Origin of the sequence: Xanthobacter variabilis (assembly GCF_043831965.2) — a bacterium.
Taxonomy (GTDB): Bacteria; Pseudomonadota; Alphaproteobacteria; order Rhizobiales; family Xanthobacteraceae; genus Xanthobacter.
Genome location: NZ_CM195533.1, coordinates 4,298,997 through 4,320,937, shown reverse-complemented (window position 1 = coordinate 4,320,937; position 21,941 = coordinate 4,298,997). Strand labels below are relative to the sequence as shown.

At 67.5% G+C, this 21,941-nt stretch carries 15 protein-coding genes; 7 read left to right on the top strand and 8 right to left on the bottom strand.

The features are described 5' to 3' along the window. The first annotated feature begins 56 nt into the window (after positions 1-56). Complete coding sequence (locus V5F26_RS18740) at positions 57-1,436, top strand: aminotransferase family protein (protein WP_394947112.1); 1,380 nt, start codon at positions 57-59, stop codon at positions 1,434-1,436. Positions 1,437-1,554: 118 nt separating this feature from the next. Here V5F26_RS18740 and V5F26_RS18735 read toward each other — a convergent pair whose 3' ends face one another. From V5F26_RS18735 to V5F26_RS18700, 8 genes are all read right to left on the bottom strand, one after another. Next, positions 1,555-2,967, bottom strand: coding sequence for an amidase (locus V5F26_RS18735; RefSeq protein WP_394947113.1), 1,413 nt, complete (start codon positions 2,965-2,967; stop codon positions 1,555-1,557). Positions 2,968-3,404: 437 nt separating this feature from the next. Beyond that, complete coding sequence (locus tag V5F26_RS18730; RefSeq protein ID WP_394947114.1) at positions 3,405-5,156, bottom strand: methyl-accepting chemotaxis protein; 1,752 nt, start codon at positions 5,154-5,156, stop codon at positions 3,405-3,407. Between the two features lie 718 nt (positions 5,157-5,874). Beyond that, on the bottom strand, positions 5,875-7,980 hold the full coding sequence (locus tag V5F26_RS18725) for an oxidoreductase (RefSeq protein WP_394947115.1): 2,106 nt from the start codon (positions 7,978-7,980) through the stop codon (positions 5,875-5,877). Between the two features lie 106 nt (positions 7,981-8,086). Beyond that, on the bottom strand, positions 8,087-9,583 hold the full coding sequence (locus tag V5F26_RS18720) for an aldehyde dehydrogenase (RefSeq protein WP_394947116.1): 1,497 nt from the start codon (positions 9,581-9,583) through the stop codon (positions 8,087-8,089). Between the two features lie 15 nt (positions 9,584-9,598). Beyond that, a complete protein-coding gene (locus V5F26_RS18715) occupies positions 9,599-10,273 on the bottom strand; it encodes a DUF1028 domain-containing protein (RefSeq protein WP_234051712.1) in 675 nt (224 codons plus the stop codon). A gap of 4 nt (positions 10,274-10,277) precedes the next feature. Then, positions 10,278-10,694, bottom strand: coding sequence for a RidA family protein (locus tag V5F26_RS18710; RefSeq protein ID WP_234051713.1), 417 nt, complete (start codon positions 10,692-10,694; stop codon positions 10,278-10,280). 96 nt (positions 10,695-10,790) lie between these two features. Then, the gene (locus V5F26_RS18705) at positions 10,791-12,077 is read right to left on the bottom strand and encodes a flavin-containing monooxygenase (RefSeq protein ID WP_394947117.1); all 1,287 of its coding nucleotides are present in this window, start codon (positions 12,075-12,077) and stop codon (positions 10,791-10,793) included. 254 nt (positions 12,078-12,331) lie between these two features. Beyond that, positions 12,332-14,434, bottom strand: coding sequence for an oxidoreductase (locus V5F26_RS18700; protein ID WP_394947118.1), 2,103 nt, complete (start codon positions 14,432-14,434; stop codon positions 12,332-12,334). A 164-nt stretch (positions 14,435-14,598) separates the two neighbouring features. On the opposite strand from V5F26_RS18700, the gene argE reads away from it, so the two are divergent. The 6 genes from argE (at position 14,599) to V5F26_RS18670 (ending at position 21,507) form a co-directional block, all read left to right on the top strand. Then, a complete protein-coding gene (gene argE / locus V5F26_RS18695) occupies positions 14,599-15,753 on the top strand; it encodes an acetylornithine deacetylase (protein WP_394947119.1) in 1,155 nt (384 codons plus the stop codon). A 138-nt stretch (positions 15,754-15,891) separates the two neighbouring features. Continuing rightward, a complete protein-coding gene (locus V5F26_RS18690) occupies positions 15,892-17,412 on the top strand; it encodes a 4-hydroxyphenylacetate 3-hydroxylase family protein (protein WP_394947120.1) in 1,521 nt (506 codons plus the stop codon). Between the two features lie 141 nt (positions 17,413-17,553). Further along, on the top strand, positions 17,554-18,504 hold the full coding sequence (locus tag V5F26_RS18685; RefSeq protein ID WP_234051718.1) for a LysR family transcriptional regulator: 951 nt from the start codon (positions 17,554-17,556) through the stop codon (positions 18,502-18,504). Between the two features lie 297 nt (positions 18,505-18,801). Next, a complete protein-coding gene (locus tag V5F26_RS18680; protein ID WP_234051719.1) occupies positions 18,802-19,785 on the top strand; it encodes an ABC transporter substrate-binding protein in 984 nt (327 codons plus the stop codon). 70 nt (positions 19,786-19,855) lie between these two features. Next, positions 19,856-20,662 carry an ABC transporter permease gene (locus tag V5F26_RS18675; RefSeq protein WP_394055774.1) on the top strand — a complete coding sequence of 269 codons (807 nt, stop codon included), beginning with the start codon at positions 19,856-19,858 and terminating at the stop codon, positions 20,660-20,662. Next, positions 20,647-21,507, top strand: a complete 861-nt coding sequence (locus V5F26_RS18670) for an ABC transporter ATP-binding protein (RefSeq protein WP_394947121.1) — start codon at positions 20,647-20,649, stop codon at positions 21,505-21,507. The genes V5F26_RS18675 and V5F26_RS18670 overlap by 16 nt, the downstream gene beginning before the upstream one ends. Positions 21,508-21,941 lie beyond the last annotated feature (434 nt).

Genomic DNA, 21,941 nt, shown 5'->3' with positions numbered 1-21,941 from the left:
CTTTCAAATTCAGCCCGCGCATCGCTGCGGGCTGTCCCCATGCAAGGAGAAGATCGATGAACGGAAGCCTCCGGTCGAATGACATGCACGAGGTGATCGAGGCCGACCGGGCCCATGTCTGGCATCATTTGTTCCAGCACAAGGCGTTCGAGACCACCGACCCGCGCGTGTTCGTGGAAGGCAAGGGCATGCGGCTGTGGGACGCCACCGGCCGCGAATTCCTGGATGCCGTCTCTGGCGGTGTGTGGACGGTGAATGTGGGCTATGGCCGCGCCAGCATCGCCGATGCGGTGCGCGACCAGCTGGTGAAGCTGAACTATTTCGCTGGTTCGGCGGGCTCCATTCCGGCGGCCCTGTTCTCCCAGCGGCTCATCGAGAAGATGCCGGGCATGACCCGCGTCTATTATTCGAACTCCGGCTCCGAGGCGAACGAGAAGGTGTTCAAGATGGTGCGCCAGATCGCGCACCGGCACCATGGCGGGCGCAAGTCCAAGATCCTGTTCCGCGAGCGGGATTATCATGGCACGACGCTCGGCACCCTGGCCGCCTGCGGCCAGCCCCAGCGCGCCGAGCAGTATGGCCCGTTCCCGGCCGGCTTCGTGGAAGTGCCGCACTGCCTCGAATATCGCAGCCAGTTCGGCAAAGTGGACAATTACGGCGAGATGGCCGCCGATGCCATCGAGCAGGTGATTTTGCGCGAGGGGCCGGACACGGTCGGCGCCCTCTGCCTGGAGCCCATCACCGCCGGCGGTGGCGTCATCACCCCGCCGGCCGGATATTGGGAGAAGGTGCAGGACATCTGCCGGCGCCACTCCGTGCTGCTGCACATCGACGAGGTGGTGTGCGGCGTGGGGCGCACGGGCGCGTGGTTCGGCTATCAGAATTACGGCGTTAAGCCGGACTTCGTGACCATGGCGAAGGGGGTGGCCTCGGGCTACGCGGCCATTTCCTGCACCACCACCACGGAGGAGGTGTTCAACCTCTTCAAGGATGATCCGGCCGATCCCATGTCGTTTTTCCGCGACATCTCCACCTTCGGCGGCTGCGTGGCGGGGCCGGCGGCGGCGCTGGAGAACATGCGCATCATCGAGGACGAGAACCTGCTGGAGAACGCCCGCAACATGGGCGCGCGCCTGATGGATGGCCTGAACGCCCTTTCGGAGCGCCACGCCGCCATTGGCGAGGTGCGCGGCAAGGGCCTGTTCTGCGGCGCCGAACTGGTGGCGGACCGGGCCACCCGCGAGCCCGCCGACGAGAAGCTTGTCCAGGCGGTGGTCGCCGACTGCATGGCCCATGGCGTCATCATCGGCGCCACCAACCGCTCGCTGCCCGGCTATAACAACACCCTGTGCCTCAGCCCCGCCTTGATCGCCACGGCCGACGACATCGACCGGATCGTGGAGGCCATCGACGGGGCCCTGTCCCGCGTGTTCTGAACAGCGCCGCGGCACTGCCCCGGCCGCTCCTCGGGTCGAAAATACAACGGGCCGGGATCGTCATCGGCGATCCCGGCCCTCTGTTTCTGGAGAGGATGCGAAGGCGGCTCGGCCGTCTTCAGAGCGCGCCGGTCTTGAACGGCAGGATGGCCTCGTAGGCCTTGGCGAAGGCGAGCAGAGCGTGGTCGTCGCGCGGGCGGCCGATGATCTGCATGCCCATGGGCAACCCCTCCTGGAAGCCCACCGGCACGCTGATGACCGGGCACCCCGAGAGGGTGGCGGGCACGATCACTTCCATCCAGCGATGATAGCTGTCCATGGCGCGGGTGCCGATGGCGCGCGGCCAGGTGGTTTCAGCCGCGAACGGGAAGACCTGCGCCGAGGGGATGGCCAGCACGTCGAACGTATCGAAAAGGCGGCAGACCTCCCCATACCAGCGCCCGCGCGCCTGGATCGCGGCCGACACGTCCGCGGCGCTGAGGGCCAGCCCGCCTTCCACTTCCCAGATGGCTTCCGGCTTGAGCAGGGGCCGCTTTTGCGGATCCTCATAGAGGGGCTGGAGGCGGGCGAGCTGGTTGAACTGCCTCAGCACCACGAAGGTGCGCCACAGCTCCTCGAAGTCGAAGCGCGGGGTGATGGCCTCCACCTTCGCGCCCATGGCATCCATGGACTTGAGGGCGCTCTCGCACAGCTCGATGATGCCGCTCTCGAACGGCAGGTGGCCGCCAAGATCGCCGAGCCAGCCCACCCGTGGGGCCGTGGGCGCCACGAGATCGCCGAAGAGGGGATGGGCCGGGTCGAGGGAGAGGGGCGCGCGCCGATCATAGCCGGCCATCACCTCCAGCAGCAAAGCGAGGTCCTCGACCGTGCGGGCCATGGGGCCATCGGTGCTGAGCTGGCCGAAATAGGGGTCGGCGGCCGGCCAGGACGGAACCCGACCCTGCGACGGGCGAAAGCCGAAGATGTTGTTGAACGCCGCCGGATTGCGCAGCGAGCCGCCAAAGTCGCTGCCATCAGCCGCCGGAACCATCCCCAGCGCCAGCGCCACCGCCGCGCCGCCGCTCGATCCGCCCGAGGTGCGGGTAGGGTCGAAGGCGTTGCGCGTGGCGCCGAAGACGGGATTGTAGGTCTGCGAGCCGAGGCCGAATTCCGGCGTGTTGGTCTTGCCGATAATCAACGCGCCAGCGGCCCTCAGGCGCTCCACCAGCAGCGAATCCGTCTGCGGGACGAAGTCCGCGTAAATGGGCGAGCCGAATGTGGTGCGAAGGCCGCGCGTGGGGCTCAGATCCTTCACCGCCAGCGGCAGGCCGTGGAGCGGACCGAGGGGCGCGCCCGCCGCCGTCTGGGCATCGGCGGCTTCCGCCTCGCGCAGCAGCTCCTCGCGCGGACGCAGCGAGACCACGGCGTTGTAGGTGGGGTTGAGGGCCTCGATGCGGTCGAGAAAGGCGGCGACGATCTCGCGGCTGGAAGCCTGCCGGCCGTGAACCAGGCGGCTGAGAGGCGCGGCGCCCAATTCATGAAATGCAGTCATGTGGGATGGCTCGTCGTTCGGATGGGATCTGTGATGGGCCGGGGTAGCCCGCCATTGTGCCCAGTCCAAGCCCGTTCGTCGGAATTCTCCAGATCCAGACAAGCCCGAAGCACGGGTCCACGCCCGCGCGCGTTGGGGGCGCCGGGCCCAGGTGACCTCAGAACATTCCCCGCTTCGCGGAACAGGCGGTACCCGGCGGCGTGTTGCCTTGACGCGCCCCTCCCTCTCCCGCTTGTCGGGCAGGGGCAGGGGCAGGGGCAGGCGTGGTGGCAGATGAACGCCGCGCCCCAGTGAACGCCTTCCGCCCCGACGAGCTGCCGCGCGTTCAACGCCGGCTTTCTGAATAATCGGGAGCATCCCGGCTCCCTCCCGCATCCCCCGCAGATGGGAGAGGGAGGGAGATGCTTGCCGGCCCCGCCGGAAGGGCTGATCCGCCGCTACAGCTTGTAGGAGCTGCGGAAGGCGCCCCAGTGGCGGCCGGCGATGAAGATGGGGGCATCCACCTCGCGCATCATCACCACCTCGTTTCCCATCTGCCGGGCATAGACCTGCACGAGGTAGGGCTTGGTGTTGCGCGCCGCTAGCAGGCCCGCACGGTCGTCGAAGATGCGACGGTTGCGGCAGTTGGCGTTGTTCCACACCGGGTCGCCTGCCCGCTGGGGCTTGGAATAGCGGGCATTGTGCACCGGCAGGTAGCCGTTGATGTCCACCGCGACGCAGAATGCGAGGCTGCGGTCTTCCTCCACAATCGCCTCAATCAGCGAAGGCAGCAGCCGCTCCAGCAGCGGCAGGGATGGCGTCACCATCTGCTGGGGGTCGGTGCCGGGCACCGGCTGGTAGTGGGTATCGAACAATTCTTCCTGTGAGATCAGCCTTTTCCTCAGGGCCTCTTCCAGGGCCAGCTGGATCTTCTCGGCGGCGGCCGTGGCGCGGGCGATGGCGGGGGCCGCATCATGGGCGAGGGCGGCGATGCGCGCGATGACCGCGGGTGCTGCCTGATCGTCGAAGGCGATGTGGCAGCCCAGCTCGCTGAGCCCCACCACCCGCCCGGAGAGGGGGCCCATGCCGGCCAGTTCCAGCCGCACCGTGTTGCCAACCACGGGCGCCGGCGACAGGGCGGCAAGCAGCACGCCGCCCTGGGAGAGGTCCAGCGTCCTCACGCTCTGGCTGGAGCCTGCGAAGCTGATTTGGCCGGGGATTTCCACCGGCCAGCGCTCGAAGCGGCGGCGATCGCCCATGGCGGTCTGCCGCAGCACGCTGAGCAGGTGGCGCGACATCTCACGCACCCCATCGGCCACCTTGCCGGTGCTTCGCTCGATCTCGGCGCCGGTTTCCGCCGCGGCGCCGGTGGCGGCGCGGATGGATTCGGCGCGGGTCGCCACCGTCTCCGCGAACCGCTCCACGGCCTCCGCGCTCTGGCGGATCTCGTCCATGGTCGCCACCTGTCCGGCGACCGCGTCGGCAACCCGCGCCGCCACCGGGCTGATCTCCGCGATGGTGCTGCTGACCCGCCCAATGGCCTGGTCGCTGGACTTGGCGGCGGCGTCCAGGCGGTCGATCTTCTGGGAGATGTCGGCGGTCGCCTTCTGGGTCTGGCCGGCCAGCGACTTCACCTCGTTCGCGACCACGGCGAAGCCGGCGCCCGCCGATCCCGCCCGCGCCGCCTCGATGGAGGCGTTGAGGGCCAGAAGGTTGGTCTGGCGCGCAATGTCCGCGATGAGCGCCACGATGGCCTGGATCTGGGTGATCGCGCCGTGCAGTTCCTGGGTCGCGGTGACCACGTCACGGCTGGCCGCCTCGGCCTCGCCGGCGAGGCGCCCCGATTCCTGGGCCTGGCGGCCGATCTCGAAGGTGGTTTCCGCAAAGGCCCCGATGGCCCGGGCAAGGCCGGCCGCATCCTCCTTGGCGGAGGCGGTTTCCGCGGTCATCTCCTCGCTGTCGCCGCGGATGCGCTCCATGTCGCGCACGCCGGCGGCGGCGCTCGCGCGCATCTCGGCGCCCGCACTCGCAAGCTTGCTCTCCGCGCGCCGGATGTCGGCTTCCAGCAGGATGATGAGATTATCGTCCCTGCGGGCGGCGTGCGCCGGCGCCGCTTCCGCTGGCGCCGGTTCTTCGGGCGCCGGTTTGCTCGTCGGCTGTGCCGCGGCAATGTCGACCCTGGCCGTATTCCTGGCCGGAAATCCCCACATCAGAGTGTTCCCCCTCCTCAGTGAATGGGGCGCCGGCGAGCGGGTCGGTCCGCTGCGCACGCACCCATTCCCTCGCCCGCTGGCGCCTCTTTGCGGGCGCCATGGGGGCATTTCAGCGCGCAGCCTACCCATCTCCCGCCACCGGTTTCAAGCGCGCACAGGCGTTGCCGACTTTCGTCGAATACGCGCTGCGGGGCGAGACGCGCCCTCCGGCTGTCATGCGCGGACAATGGGGACCGAGCGGCGCGCTTCCCCCTGTCCGAGCTCAGATGCGTCCTTTGCCGGCGCATCATTTGCGGGAGAGGGTGGCCGGCGCGCCGCCCTTCAACCGTGGCTCGGCGCTGTGCCGGCGAGCGGTCCGCCGCTCCAGGGATCGAGGCCGCCACCCAATGCCGTGCCTCGATGCCGTGAGCCTTGAACGCCGGCACAACGCGAGCCGATGCCAGGGGAGCACTCTTTGCCGGGAGCGGCAACGCGGGAAGCTTCAGATATGGAGTGAAGCGGCCTTCTGCGTGCGTTGCGGCGCGGCATTGCAGGCCGGCTATCATGCGGCGCGCGATCCTCCCAGCGCCGGCGGCGCCGGTCTTCGGAGATGCGCGAGACGGTGCGGGGCAGATGGCAAGGTTGTCTTGCTCAGGGACAGGCAGCGGTGTCTTCAGGCGAAGTGGAGTTCGCCTCGCCCGAAGAATATGCGTGGCGTGACTATCCGCGTTTTCTCTCAGTGTCCTGAGACGGACGGATGATGCAGCGGCCCGAGCTCCGTCACCTCGCGCTGGAACGGCAGGTCGTCTCCGAGATCGGGCATGTCGAGCTCGCGGGCATAGCGGTGACCGGCATACGTCGCCCAGGCGATGGGCGCGGGTGCGGCCGCGTCGCCGATGATCTTCACCGATTTGATTCCCGCATCGGCCCAGTCATCGCGCCTCGACAACAGATCCTGATAGAGCTGATCTTCGCCGATGCGCGAGGCGACCATCACCACGCCGTCGCAGGGCAGGGGCCGGCGCGCGTCCGTATAGGTGCAGTTGGTCTCCACCGCACCGGCCGCGATGGCCGTGACACCGGTGTTGAGGCGGATCTCGACCCCCAGGCCGGCCAGGCGCACATGGATGGCGCCCTGCTCCAGCGTGTTGCGCGTCCAGTCGGACACGTAGGCGGCGGGGGTGATGAGGATGACGTGCGCGCCAGCCTTGGCCATGACTTCGGCCAGCACGCCGCCCATGTAATAATGGTCGTCGTCATAGACCACGATGGTCTTGCCGCTCAGATTTTCCGGATAGGCGCCGGCCATGATGTCGTCGGGCGTCCAGACCGGCATGGCGGCATCCATCGGCATCGGCACCACATGCTGGCGCGCCACCCCGTCGCGCCGCCAGCGCGAGCCGGTGGCGATGGCCACGTGCTCGAAGCCGAACGCCATGATGTCGTCGGCGGAAAGGTGGCTGTCGAAATAGGTTTCGACATTGGAGCGCTGGGAAATCTGATACTGGCGGTAGTCGACCACGCGGCCCCAGGCGGAAAGGCCGGGCAGCAGCCGTTCGCGGGCGACACGGCCACCCAGCGCCGTGCCGGCCTCGGCGAGGGCGACATCATAGCCGCGCAAGGCGAGGGCGCGCGTCGCCTCCAGCCCGGCGGGGCCGGCCCCCACCACCAGCACGTTCGCGCTGTCGCCCTTGGGGTTCATCCGCTCGGGATGCCAGCCCTTGCGCCATTCTTCCATGAAGGTGGGGTTCTGCGTGCAGCGGCTGATGGACATGGTCATGTCGCCGGTGATGCAGATGTTGCAGCCGATACACTCGCGAATATCTTCGATCCGCCCTTCCTCGACTTTCTTCGGCAAGAAAGGATCAGCAATGGAGGGGCGCGCGCAGCCGATGAAATCGAGCACGCCCTGGCGGATCATGCGCGCCATCACATCGGGCGAGGTGAAGCGGCCGACGCCCACCACGGGGCGCGAGGACAGCTCGCGGATGCCCTTCACCAGCAGTTCCTGGGCGCCTTCCTCCTTGAAGCGGGAGGGGCCGGAGCAGTCTTCCCAGGTGCCGTGGGCGAGGTCCCACAGGTCCGGCAGATCGGCATTCATCTCCACATATTCGCGCACCTCGGCATTGGAGAAGCCGAGATCGCCGATGCTCTCGTCAAGGCTCACGCGCATGGTGATGGCCATGGTGTCGCCCACCGCATCGCGAATGTCGGCGACCACTTCCTGCGCGAAGCGCGAGCGGTTCTCCAGGCTGCCGCCGTATTCGTCGGTGCGCTGGTTGGTGGCGCGGGACAGGAAGTGCTGGAAGATGCCGAAGCCGTGGGCGCCGTAGAGGCAGATCAGGTCGAAGCCGGCGCCCTTCGAGCGCCGGGCTGCGTTCACGAACCAGCGCCGCAGGTTGCGGATGTCCGCGCGGTCGAGCGCGCGGGCCTGGACGGGATCGTTGGTAAAGGTGCGGATGGGCAAGGCGGAAGGCGCCAGCGGCACCTCCTTGGTGTAGAAGTTCGGCCCGTTAATGCCGGAATAAGCGAGCTGGATGCCCGCCAGGGCCCCGTGGGTCTTCATCGCCTCCGACATCCGCCGCAGGCTGGGAATATCCTTATCCTCCCATAGCCGCAGCTCGATGAAGGGGGTGATCTCGGAGGTGTGGTGCATCTCCGTCTGCTCGGTGAAGATGACGCCCCACCCGCCCTCGGACTTGATGCCGCGCATGGCTGCCGCGGCCGACGGGTCGCGATAGCCGCCGCCATTGCAGTGCGGCACCTGATAGAAGCGGTTCTTCGCCGTCAGCGGGCCGATCCGGCAGGGCTCGAAGAGGATATCGTATCGCGCGTCGCGCATTGCAGATGTTCCTGGCACCCTCGGTCGAGCGGCGCTGGGTGGAAAGAGGGGCCGGCGGCGGCCGCCGGCCGAACAGGAGTTGGGAAGAAGGGCAGGGAGAGGCCGTTCAGATCTTGTATTTGATCCAGGTGGTCTTGAGCGCCGTGTATTTCTCCAGAGAATGCAAGGAGAGATCGCGGCCGAACCCGGATTGCTTCATGCCGCCGAAGGGCGTCTGGGCCGAGAGCGCATCCACCGTGTTGACGGAGACGGTGCCCACGTGGAGCTGCTCGGACACGCGCAGCGCGCGGCTGAGATTGTCGGTCCACACCGAGGCGGCAAGGCCGTAGATGGAATCGTTGGCCATGCGGATGGCCTCTTCTTCCGTGTCGAAGGGGATGACGGACAGAACCGGGCCGAAGATTTCGTCCCGCGCCAGCGGGTCGTCGGGGCGCACGTCCTCGAAGATGGTGGGTGCCACGAAGCAGCCCTTGCCCTCAACGCGCACGCGCTCACCGCCGGTGACGAGATTGGCGCTGGCCTTGCCGGCCTCGATGAAGCGCAGGATGCCCTGGGTCTGCTTCTCATCCACGATCGCGCCCATGCGCGAGGCGGGGTCGAGGGGGTCGCCCGGCTGGGCTGCCTTGGCGCGGGCGATCAGCTTTTCCACCAGCGCGTCCTTGATGGAGCGCTCCACATAAAGCCGGGAATTGGCGGAACACACCTCGCCCTGGTTGAAGAAGATGCCGAAGGCGGCCATGTCGGCGGCGGCATCCAGATCCCCGCAATCGGCGAAGATGATGTTGGGGCTCTTGCCGCCGGTCTCGGGCCACACCTGCTTCAGGTTCGACTGCCCCGAATACTGCATGAACATCTTGCCGACTTCGGTGGAACCGGTGAAGGCGAGACAGTCCACGTCCATGTGCAGGCCCAGGGCCTTGCCTGCCGTGGCGCCATAGCCCGGAACCACGTTGAACACGCCGTCGGGAATGCCGGCCTCCGCCGCCAGCTCGGCCAGCCGGAGGGCGGAAAGGGGCGATTGCTCGGCCGGCTTCAGCACCACGGAATTGCCCGCCGCCAGCGCCGCGGAGCTTTTCCAGGTGGCCATGTCGAGGGGGAAGTTCCACGGCACCACGGCGCCCACCACGCCCAGCGGCACCCGGCGCACCAGCGCGAGATCGCCACGGGCGGTGGGCGCGACTTTGTCATAGACCTTGTCGATGGCCTCGGCATACCACTGGAAGAAGTGGGCCGAGCCGGGGGCGTCGATGGTGGCGGCGTCGGTCACCAGCTTGCCCATGTCGAGGCTGTCGAGCAGGGCCATTTCCTCGAGATTGGCGCGGATCAGCTCGGCCAGGCGCAGCAGCACCGCCTTGCGGTCTCCCGGCGCCATGCGCGACCAGCGCCCGTCCTCGAACGCGCGCCGGCCGGCCGCCACCGCGCGGTCGATATCGGCGGCGCCACAGGCGGCGACCTTCGCCAGCACCTCGCCGGTGGCGGGGTTGATGCTGTCGAAGGTCTCGCCCGAGAGGGCGTCGACGAACTTGCCGTCGATGAAAGCCTGTCGGCGGAAGGTGATCTGCGCGGCGCGCGCCTTCCAGTCCTCACGGGTGTGGTTCGCCATGGCTGCCTTCCTCTGTCACTCGTCGCCGGGAACGCCGTAGGACGGGGCTTCCCGCGGGTCGAGGGCGCGCTGGATATAGGCGCCCATCTGCGGCTTGTAGATGGTCCACGCGGTGGCGAGGGCCTCGATGGGGCAATCCTCGGTCCAGTCGCAGCGCAGGTCCGCGATCGGCCAGGACACCTTGTCGACGACCTTGAGGCCGGCCGAGTGCACCGGTCCGGCCTCGCCGCCGGCAGCCAGGCCGGCCTTGAGGGCGGCCAGCAGCCGGTCTCCCAGATGGCCCGTGGCCGCCTGGAACGCGTCCACCATGGCTTGCGGAACCTCGCTGTCAGCCAGCAGGTTGCCGCCGGCCGCGACGTTCTCCCCCCAGGCCTCCGCCCACAGGCCGAGGGCCTTGGCCCCGGAGTGGATGGCCGCGCCGCCGTCGCGGTCCACTGCCAGAACCTGGCGATAGTCCAGGAACTGGCTGCGCCGGCGCACCTCGGCGATGGCCTCGCGGGCGCTCATGCCGGACTCCAGCAGATCGAGCGTGAGCGGGCCCAGGGAAGGGTCCGTCACGTTCTGCGAGGCCACCGCGCCGACGCCCGCGCGGGCGAACGAGCAGCGCGCGGCCACCGCCGGCGACGACGAGGAGATGGCGAGGCCGAACATGCCGGTTTCGGCGCACCGGGCGACCAGGGAGAAGGTCATCGTGTCACTCCGGAATGACGGCGGTTCCGTCGATTTCCACCAACCAGTCGGGCCGGGCGAGGGCGCTCACCACCAGCCCGGTGGAGACGGGGTGAACGCCCTTGATGTATTCGCCCATGGTCCGGTAGACGGCCTCGCGATGGCGCACATCTGTAATGTAGACCACCACCTTGACCAGATGCTCCATGGTGCCGCCCGCCTCTTCGATGAGCTGCTTCATGTTCTGCATGACCTTGTGGGTCTGCTCCACCGGGTCGTGGCTGTTGATGTTCACGGCGTCGTCGAGATTCTGCGGGCACTGGCCGCGCAGCCACACGATCTTGCCGCCCTGGGTCACGACCGCCTGGGCGAGGTCGTTGTCCAGCTTCTGCTCGGGATAGGTGTCCTTGGTGTTGAACTTGCGAATGCGGGTGTGCGCCATTTCGCTCTCCGATGCTGATGGATGCGCCGAAGCCCACGGGCGCTGCGCCCAGGGTTTCGGCGGGATGGTATCTTTGGCGGGATCGGCCCCTCGCGCTCAGGCGGGTTCCATCTCGCGCCGGGCGGAGCTGTGATACTCCATGTACTTGCGCTGGATCACGATCTGGTCCGCCAGATACTTGGCATCGTGCCACGCGCCCCAGATGAAGCTGGAACCGCGCCGCGACTGCCACGGCAGGCCGAGGAAATAGATGCCCGCTTCGGTGGAAACGCCGCGCTGGTGCTTCGGCCTTCCATTGGCGTCGAAGGCGTTCACCTTCATCCAGCTATAGTCCACCGCGAAGCCGGTGGCCCAGATGATGGTGGTGATGCCGGCCTTGGCGAGGTCGAGGGACAAAATGGGGTTCGTCACGCACTCGGAATCGGGAACGCTCATGCGCGCTTCCGGCTCCTCCGGCAGATCGAGGCCGTTGCGGGCGATATAGGCGTCAGCCTCGTCCAGCAGGGAGCGGTTGTCGGCGTCGCCCATCGCCAGATTCTGGGCGAGGTCGGGGGCAAACGTCATGGAGCTGTCCTGATAGGCCAGGGTGCGGCCCACCAGGGTCATGCCCTGCGCGGCAAGGCGGCGGAAGTCGATGGTGTGGCCGCCATGGGCGCCGCTGACGGCGATGGTCACATGCTCCTTGCCGGGCTCCTGGGCGGCGGCGTCCCACTTGCCGAGCACGCCCAGCCACCACACGAAGTCACGGCCGCGATAGCTGCGCGGCGGCCGGTCGTGGGGGCCGACAGAGAGATAGACGCGCTTGCCGGCGGCCAGCAGTTCCTCGGCGATCTGCACGCCAGAGGAGCCCGCGCCCACCACCAGCACAGCCCCTTCGGGGAGCTGGCCGGGGTTGCGGTAGGAGACCGAATGCATCTGCGTCAGGCCGGCGGCGGTGGGCACGACGGCGGGGATGATGGGCCGTTGGAAGGGGCCGGTGGCTGCCACCACCCGCTGGGCCTCGATTACCCCGGCCGAGGTCTCCACGCGGAAGCCGGGGCGCCCTTCGTTCCGCTCCACCTTCAGCACCTCGACGCCGCACCGCACGGGGGCCTCGATCTTCTTGGCGTAGGCCACGAAATAATCGGCCACCGTTTCCTTGGGCACGAACACGTCCGGCCCCATGGCGGGGTCGATCTCGGAGAAGTCCAGGTCGGGGAAGCGGTCGTGCCAGGCCGGGCCGTTGGCCACCAGCGAATCCCACCGCTCCGAGCGCCAGCGCTCGGCAATGCGCGAACGCTCCAGCACGAGATGCGGCACGCCATTTCTCCGCAAATGCTCGCTCATGGCCAGTCCGGCCTGGCCCGCGCCGATGACCAGCGTGTCCGTCTTCTCAACCGACATCTCTCAACCCTCGTTCGCCCTCGAAGAATTCCGGATGAAATCCCGAGGTTTGATCGACAACCTAGCGGCCGCGCTGGATCATAAAAAATATGATTTTCTGCTGTAGTGCTTCGGATATCCCTAAACACGTATCACCGTTCCTTGGCGTTGCTTGCCATGCGCCAGGCACGCATCATCGCGCCGGGGCCAGGGGGCTCCAGCGCGGCATGGGAACGGGGCAACGGGCGCCGGGGCAACGCCCGGCGCCTTCGGCATCAATGGGCGGCGGCCCAGGGCAGGGGGCCGGCGTCGAGGCCCGCCACCTCGCGGCGGAAGGGCAGGTCGTCGAGGCCGCGCGGCGGGGCGTCCAGCTCCTCGGCGAAGCGACGGCCCGCCCAAACGGCGGCGGCGATGGTGCCCGGCGCCAGCGCGTCGCCCACGCGGGTCACCGATTGAAGGCCGGCATCGGCCCATTCCCCCCGGCGTGCTTCCAGCTCCTCCGCTAGCCCCTTCTGCGGCAGGCGGGCGGTGACGAGCACGATGGAGGCGCAGGCGCGCCGCTCCGTGCGGCCCGAATAGACGCAGGCGAGTTCGATCTCGCCCTTTTCCACCCGCGTGGGCAGGCGATGGGGCACGATGGTGACCCCTACCTCCATGAGCCGCGCCTGCACGAAGTGCTGCTCCATGGTCATCTTCATCCAGGTGGAGGCCTCGCCATTGGCAGTGACCAGTGCCACCTCATGGCCCTCGCGCGCCAGCAGCTCGGCCAGCACGCCGCCCATGTAATAATGGTCGTCGTCGAAGACGATCACGGGTCCGGCACCGGGGCGGCGGCCGGCCATCAGGTCGTCGGGCGTCAGCACCTCCACGCCCTCGGCCAGGGGCAGGGGCTTCAAGAGGCGGCGGCCGATGCCGTCGGCCCGCCATTTCGAGCCGGTGGCCACCGCCACATGGGCGAAGCCGAAGCCCAAGACGTCTTCCGCCGTCAGCCGGCTTTCGCGATAAACCTCCACATTGGTCATGGGGTCGATCTGGCCCACGCGGTAGTCCACCACCCGGCCCCAGGCGGAAAGGCCGGGCAGGCGGCGCTCCGCCACCAGGCGGCCACCGAGGTCGCGGGTGGCCTCGGCAAGCGCCACCTCATAGCCGCGTCGCCCCAGCATCATGCTCGCTTCAAGACCGGCGGGGCCGGCGCCCACCACCAGCACCTTGGCCTCGCTCTCCTTGGCGCGGATGCGCTCGGGATGCCAGCCGCGCCGCCATTCCTCACCCATGGAGGGGTTCTGGGTGCAGCGGATGGGCGTGGTCGTGTGGTCGCCGGAAACGCACATGTTGCAGCCGATGCATTCGCGGATGTCCTCCATGCGCCCTTCCTCCACCTTCTTCGGCAGGAAGGGGTCGGCGATGGAGGGGCGCGCGGCGCCCACGAGGTCCAGGATGCCCTGGCGGATCATGCGCACCATGGTGTCGGGCGAGGTGAAGCGCCCCACGCCCACCACCGGCTTGGTGGTGAGCTTCTTCACACCGGTGACGAACGGCTCCTGATAGCCCTCGTCGGCGAAGCGGGAGGTCTGGCTGTCATTGTCCCAGCTGGAGAGAGTGAGGTCCCACAGGTCCGGCACCTCGGCCAGATGGGAGATGATGTCCCGCGCCTCGGCCGCATGCAGGCCCTCCGGCCCGATCAGTTCGTCGACCGAGATACGGCAGGCCACGCCCATGGTGTCGCCCACGGCGTCCTTGGTGTCCTCGATCAGCTCCTTCAAGAGCCGGCAGCGGTTCTCGAGGCTGCCGCCATATTCGTCGGTGCGGTTGTTGTAGCGCCGGGAGAGGAAGAACATGGCGCCGCCGAACAGCTTGCCGGCATAGATGTAAGTGATGTCGTAGCCGGCCTTTTTCGCCCTGAGCGCGGCGGCGCGGTGCCAGTGGCGCAGGTTGCGGATGTCGGTCTTGTCCATGGCCCGGGCCTGGACCGGATCGTCATAGATGGAGAACACCGGCAGGTCGGCCGGGCCAAAGGGGATTTCGCGCGAATAGAGGTTCGGCGCGTTCATGCCGTTGTGCGCGAGCTGGAGGCCGGCGAGCGCGCCATGGGCGTGCACCGCATCGGCCATGCGGGCGAGGGCCGGCACGTCCTGATCGGACCAGTTGCGCAGCTCGATGAAGGGGGCGATGTCGCCGGTGGGGTGAATTTCCACCTGTTCCGTGCACACCACGCCCCAGCCGCCTTCCGCCTTGATGGCGCGCATGGTGGCGAGCGCGGTGGGGTCGCGATAGCCCATGCCGTTGCAGTGGGGCACCTGGTAGAAGCGGTTGCGGGTGGTGACGGGACCGATCTTCACCGGCTCGAACAGGATGTCGTAACGGGGATCGCGGGGCACGCGGCGGCTCCTCCGGAGCGTTCTGGAAGGTCTGGCAAAAGCTAACCGTGGGCCGGCGCCATCGAAATTCGCTTTTTTCTAAGCTCTGGTTCGGGAGTTCCGAGATCGATGCCGGCGGCATGGCTGCTAAAGCTCAAGGCGGCCCACCGCCCCGGAGACGTTCCATGTCCGCCCGATCCCTCGATCTTCTCGAACGGCTGATCGCCTTTCCCACCGTGTCGTCCGCCTCCAACCGGGAGCTGGTCTCCTATGTCGTGGCGTTTCTTGCGGAGCGGGGCGTCGAGGCGATGCTGGTACCCAATGCCGATGGCACCAAGGCCAATCTGTTCGCCACCATCGGTCCCCGGGACAAAGGCGGCGTCATGCTCTCGGGCCACACGGACGTGGTTCCCGTGGAGGGCCAGGCCTGGACCGGCGACCCGTTCCGGCTGCGGGAGGAAGGCGGGCGCCTGCTGGGGCGCGGCACCACGGACATGAAGGGCTTCCTGGCCTGCGCCCTCGCTGCGGCCGACCGTGCCGCGCGCATGGAGCTGGCGGTGCCTCTGCACCTCGCCTTCTCCTATGACGAGGAAATCGGCTGCGTGGGGGTGCGCGGGCTGCTGGATGCGCTGGCAACGGCGCCGTTCCGGCCGGAAATGGCGATCATCGGGGAGCCCACCTCCATGCGCATCGCCACCGGCCACAAGGGCAAGACGGCGCTGCGGGCCCTGTGCTGCGGCCGCGAGGCCCATTCCGCCCTCGCGCCCACGGCGCTCAACGCCATTCACCTCGCGGCCGATTACGTGGAAAAGATCCGCGCCCGGCAGGCGCTCTACGCGGACCGGGGCGCGCGCGACACGGCCTATGACGTGCCCTACACCACCTTCCATGTGGGGCGCATCCAGGGCGGAACCGCGCTCAACATCGTGCCCAATGCCTGCACGCTGGAGCTGGAATTCCGCAACCTCGCGCAGGACGATCCCGCCACCCTGCTCGCGGAGCTGGAGGCCGACGCCGAGGCGGTCGCCCGGCCGTGGAAAGCGGAATTTCCCGAAGCGGCGGTGGGGCTGGAGGCGACCAACAGCTATCCGGGCCTCGCCACGGGAGATGACGAGCCGGTGGTGGCCTTCGCCCAGTCGCTCACCGGCGCCAATGCGCGCATCAAGCTAGCGTTCGGCACCGAGGGCGGGCTGTTCCGCACCCGCTTGTCCATCCCCACCGTAGTGTGCGGCCCCGGCTCCATGGACCAGGGCCACAAGCCGGACGAATGGGTTTCCAAAGACCAGATCGCCGCCTGCGACAGCTTCATGGATGCGCTTCTGGCGCGGCTGGCTGCCTGAGGGCGCTGGTTCGGGCTTTCCGAACCATTGGAGAGGAAAGCAATATTTTCATCTCCCCTGCCGTGACGACAGGATCGGCGCCGCAGACGGCGGGGCGGCGCACGCCCGCCATTTCGTTTTCCCGGCAGAGGTTTCGCCATGATCCGCACCGGCGCGCAATATCTCGACTCCATCCGCGACGGGCGCGAGGTCTACATCAATGGCGAGCGCGTGCGCGATGTGCCCTCCCACCCCATGTTCAAGCCGCTCGTGGACATTCGCGCGCGCATCTATGACATGCAGTGGGAGGCCCGCACCCGCGATGTGATGACCTTCACCCAGGATGGCGAGGTCAACGGCATCGGCAACAAGCTGCCCATCACCCAGGAGGATTGGTGGGACAAGCGCCGCGCCACCGATTGCGTGATGCGCGAGGTTGGCGGCATCGTCACCCGGGTGGGGGACGAGACCGTGGGCGAGATGTGGTCGCTGTTCGACGGGCAGGATGTGCTCAACGAGGTGGACCCCCGCTTTTCCGCGAACATCCGTGACCACATCGACCGGGTGTTGCACCACGACCCCTTCCACGTCTCCGCCAACACCGATCCCAAGGGCGACCGCTCCCGCCTGCCGCAGGAGCAGGACCCGGACATGCTCCTGCATGTGGTGAAGGAGACCGATGCCGGCCTCATCGTGCGCGGAGCCAAGTATGAGACGGCGGCGCCCTATGCCAACCAGGCCTTCACCAAGCCCACCATCGCCAATTGGGGGGACAGCGCCTATTCCGACTATGCGGTGGGGTTCATCTGCGATCTGGGGTCGCCGGGCATCAAGTTCATCTGCCGCACCGGGTTCGCCGGCCGCCGGCCGGTGGAAGACTACCCCCTTTCCAGCCGCTTCGACGAGGTGGAGGCGCTCGTCATCTTCGATGACGTGCTGATCCCCTGGGAGAACGTGCTGTTCTACCGCCACACCCGGGCCGCCATCTTCATGCGCGCGACCCTGCACCGCTACTCGGCCTTCGCCTTCGTGCAGCGCAGCCTCACCTTCGCGGACATGCTCATTGGCGCGGCCTTGTTCAACGCGCGCCAGACCGGGCTCGACAAGCTGCAGGCGGTGCAGGAAAAATTGGCGGAGCTGGCGGTCTATAGGGAGGGCATCAACGCCCACCTCACGGCGTCGGTGACCCTGGCCGAGCGCTCGCCCAGTGGACTTTCCATGCCGAACCAGTCGCTGCTCTATGCAGGCCGCGTGCTGGCCTGTTCCCAGCTCCATCACGTCATGCACGTCGCCCGCGAACTGTGTGGCGGGCAGATCTGCATTACGCCGGACGCTGCCGCCTTCGCCCATCCCGATACCAAGCCGTGGCTGGACAAGTTCTATACTCTCAATGAGGAGTGGGGGGCGGAGGACCGCCGCAGGCTTCTCGCCTTCGCGCGCGATATGCTGAACTCCGATTATGCGGGCCACCGCCTGAGCTTCCAGCTCTTCGCCCAGTCGCCGCCTTATGCCCACCTTGCGGCGGTGTACCGGAACTTCGACTGGGACGGGCCGCTGGACTTCGTGAAACGGTCCGCGGGCTTGTCCGACAATGTGATGGGCAAGGCCACGCGTGCCGCGGCCGACAGCGCTGTATCGCGCTGGTTCGACCCGGCTATGAAGCCGCGCGCGGCGGAGTAAGGTGGCACCGGCGGGGCCGCCATGCCCCAGGCGCATTGACATTTCCGCTGAAGGCCACGATCAGGCATCGGGTTGCGCTCCGCCAGGAGTGCGCTCGGGGATTGCTCGCGCGGGCCCCCGGAAAAGGGGTAGGGGACGCCCATGCGCTACACGCTGAGGCAACTGGAATATTTCATCGCGGCCGGGGAGACCGGCTCGATCACGCTCGCGTCCGAGCGCATCAACATTTCCCAGCCCTCCATCTCCACCGCCATCAGCCACCTGGAGCAGGAGCTGGGGGTGCAGCTGTTCGTGCGCCACCACGCCCAGGGCCTTTCGCTGACCCCCGCCGGCCGTAAGCTGCTGGCCGAGGCCAAGCACCTGATCGAGCAGGCCGAGGGCCTCTACGCCGTCGCCTCCGAGGCAACGGACCAGGTGCGTGGGCAACTCTCCGTGGGCTGCATGGTCACGCTCGCCCCCATGATCCTGCCGGAGCTGTCCCACGGCTTCATGTCCGCATTCCCGGCCACCCAGGTGCGCCATGTGGAGGCCAACCAGGAATGGCTGCTGGAAGGGCTGCGGCGCGCCGAGATCGACATTGCACTGACCTACGACCTGCAGATTCCCGACGGCATCACCTTCACCCCCCTGGCCAGCCTGCCGCCCCATGTGGTGGTGAGCGAAGGCCATCCGTTCGCGCGGCTTTCGGCGGTGAGCCTGCAGGATCTGGCGGACGAGCCCTTGATTCTGCTCGATCTGCCCATCAGTCGCGAATACTTCCTGGCGCTGTTCCTCAAGGAGGGGTTGCAGCCGAAGATCCATTCCCGCTCCGCCTATCAGGAGGTGGTGCGCACCATGGTCGCCAACGGCTATGGCTACACCCTCTTCAATGTGCGCCCGCGCTCCGATTTCGCGCTCGACGGGCGGCGCGTGGTGCGGGTGCGGCTGTCCGGCGAGCACCGGCCCATGGTGGTGGGCACCGCCACCGTCTCGCAGTTCAAGAAATCCCGCCTGCTCCAGGCGTTCGAGGCCCATTGCCGGTCCTTCATCTCCGATGCCTACATCCCCGGCATGGTGCCGCCGGCCCTCGACCGCCGGGTGCGCAAGCCGTGACGGCCAGGCGGGCACACGTGCCTGTTTTCAAGGGATGGCGCGGGGCGCGGGGCGAGGCTTGGGAGCAGGGGGCCTCCTACTTAGGCCAAGGCGAGGCAAAACCCCCGAAAAGACTATTTTTGCCGAAGAAGGGTGCATGTTTAGCTCGTCTCCGGAGCTGATCTCCGGGGTTTTACTGAGGTCGCGAGGGTGTCCAAGCCCTTTCCGGCCGCGGGATAAAGTCTGGATGTCAGCGCGTTCCACCCGGCCAGGACCGCATGCGCGAGCCGGCCGCGACCCGCGACGGAACCCGAATCCATGATCAAAAAGACCTTCCAGACCGCCACCCTTCTCGCCGGCCTTGCCGCCGGTCTCGCGTTCGGTTCCCCCGCCGAGGCCGGCCAGATCCGCCTGGGCATGACCACCTGGGTCGGCTACGGCCCGCTCTATCTCGCCCGCGACCTTGGTTACTTCAAGGAAGCCGGCCTCGACGTGGAGCTGAAGACCATTGAGGATGCGGCCATCTACATGGCGGCCGTGGCGTCCGGCGACCTCGACGGCATGGCCTCCACCGTGGACGAGGTGATGAAGTGGCGTTCGCCGGACTTCTGCTTCAAGTCGGTGCTGGCCCTCGATGACAGCCATGGCGGCGATGGCGTGCTCGCCGGGAAGGACGTCAAGTCGCTGAAGGATCTCAAGGGCAAGGAAGTGGCGCTGAACGAGGGCTCGGTGTCCGAGTTCTGGTTCAACATCCTGCTCGACAAGGCGGGCATGGCGGAAAAGGACGTGCAGGTCACCAACATGACCTCCGATGACGCCGCCGCCGCCTTCATCGCTGGCCGCGTTCCCGCCGCCGTCACCTGGGAGCCTCACCTCACCGAGGTGCGCAAGTCCGGCAAGGGTCAGGTGCTGATCGATTCCACCGCCACCCCCGGCGCCATCGTCGATACGGTCGGCCTCAAGTGCGACTTCATCGCCGCCAACAAGGCCGACATCGCCGCCTTCGTGAAGGCCTATTACAAGGCCCTCGACTACATGAAGGCCAATCCCGAGAAGTCCTACGAGATCATGGCCAAGGGTGTGGGCGGCTATCTCGCCGACCCGAAGGAGTTCGCCGACGCCGCCAAGGGCGTGAACTTCTATGACAAGGCCCGCAACATCGAGTTCTTCGGCAATCCACAGAAGGGCGAGGCGGCCGAGCTCATCCAGCTTGCGAACAAGATCTGGGGCAGCAAGGGGATGATGAAGATGAAGGTGGATTACGACACCCTCGTCGACCCCTCCTTCGCCACTGCCCAGTGACCTTACCGGCCAAGGCCCGCCGCCGCCGGTTCCCATGCGGAACCGGCGGCATGCCGGCAGGAGACAAGACATGAGTTCCCGACGCGCACCCTGGACCTTGATGACCACGCCGTTCCGGGACATTTCCCGCCGGGCGGTGATCACCACCGGGATCATCGTGTGGGTCATGGTGGTGGCGGGGTGGTGGATCCTCTCCCACACGAACCTGGTGCCCCCCATGTTCCTGCCCTCGCCGGAGAAGGTGTGGGCCGCGGGCGTGCGGCTGATGTCCGATGGCAGCCTGTTCGTCCACACCCTGGCGAGCCTTGAGGTGGTGATGCTCGGCTTCGCCATCTCCTCCATCCTCGCCATTCCCATCGGGCTATGGATGGGCAGCTACCGCGCCGTGCAGGCGGTGCTCGAGCCGCTGGTGAACTTCGTGCGCTACCTGCCGGTGACGGCCTTCGTCCCGCTGCTCATCCTGTGGATCGGCATCGGCATCCAGCAGCGGGTCAGCGTCATCATCCTTGGCACCTTCTTCCAGCAGGTGGTGATGATCGCCGACAGCGCCCGGGCGGTGCCGCGCGATCTGGTGAACGCCTCCTACACCCTGGGCACCAAGCGGTCCGAGGTGGTGTGGCACGTGATCTTCCCCGCCGCGCTGCCGGATATCCTCGATACGCTGCGCGTCACGCTCGGCTGGGCCTGGTCCTATCTGGTGGTGGCCGAGCTCGTGGCCGCGTCTTCCGGCCTTGGCTACATCACCATCAAGGCCATGCGCGGCTTTCAGGTGGACGTGATCTTCATGGCCATCGCCACCATCGGCGTGCTGGGCCTGCTCTCCGATCTCTTCTTCCGCTTCCTTCGCGCGAGGGTCGCGCCATGGGCACATCGATGACCGAGCTTTCCCCTTCCTCCCCCATGGAAACGACAGCGGTGGAGCTGTTCCCCAAGAAGCGGCGGGCGCTGGGCTCGCCGGCGCGGCTCGCCATCGAGAATGTCACGCTGCGCTATGGCGGGCCGGCTGGCACCCTGGCGGTGGACGATGTGTCCATCGATGTGGAGCAGAACGAGTTCTGCGTCATCGTCGGTCCCTCCGGCTGCGGCAAGTCGAGCCTGCTCTACCTTGCCGCCGGCCTCACCGAGCTGACCGCCGGCGACATCCGCGTGGATGGGCACATCGTGACCGAGCCGGGGCCGGATCGCGGCATGGTGTTCCAGGGCTACACCCTGTTCCCCTGGCTCACGGTCCGGCAGAACGTGGAATATGGCCCCAAGCGCAAGGGGCTCGGCAAGGCCGAGCGGCGCGCGGTGGCCGAGCGCTTCCTCGGCGAGGTGGGTTTGGGCCAGTTCGCCGATGCCTTCCCCGCGCAGCTCTCCGGCGGCATGAAGCAGCGCGTGGCGCTGGCCCGCGCGCTGGCGAACGACCCCAGCGTGCTGTTCATGGATGAGCCTTTCGGCGCGCTCGACAGCCAGACCCGCGGCACCATGCAGAAGCTGCTGCTGCGGGTGTGGGAACACACCCAGAAGACCGTGCTGTTCGTGACTCACGACATTGACGAGGCCATCCTGCTGGGTGACCGCGTGGTGGTGATGACCGCGCGTCCCGGGCGCATCAAGGCCGAGATCAAGGTGGACTTTCCCCGGCCGCGCTCCATGGACCTCGTTCTTGAGCCGGACTTCATCGCCCTGAAGCGGCGCATCCTGGGCCTGCTGCACGACGAGATCGACGAGGAGCATTGATCGCCACTCCCCGTTTCAAGGGAGTGCCTTTCGTCCCCTAAGCCTCCGTGCGCGCTGAGCGTTTCACGGGGGCTTTCCGTTCTGCCTCAGGTGAGCGTCCGCGCGCCCTGAAGTGCCTTCTCGCGCCGGCGGTGGGGCGTGTCGCGCGGGGGCGTCTCGCTCATATCCCTCGTGTCGGCCCTGCGCGTCCTTCTGTGCGCCGAGGGCGTTCACAGAGCCAACTGCGCTGACGCTTTCCGATCCGGCGGCCCGCCCTCCGGGACGGCCTTTATTCCCCCATGACGACAGACGGGGCAGCGCCGCGTTCCGGGCTGAACCGCGCCCCGTTCGGAAGCGAGTTGGCATCGCCCATCCGCCGACCTCGCTCTTCGGGCCCTGGTGCTCCTGGAGCCATGGGGCGGACCTTCTTCGCGACTGCATCCTGACAATTCATG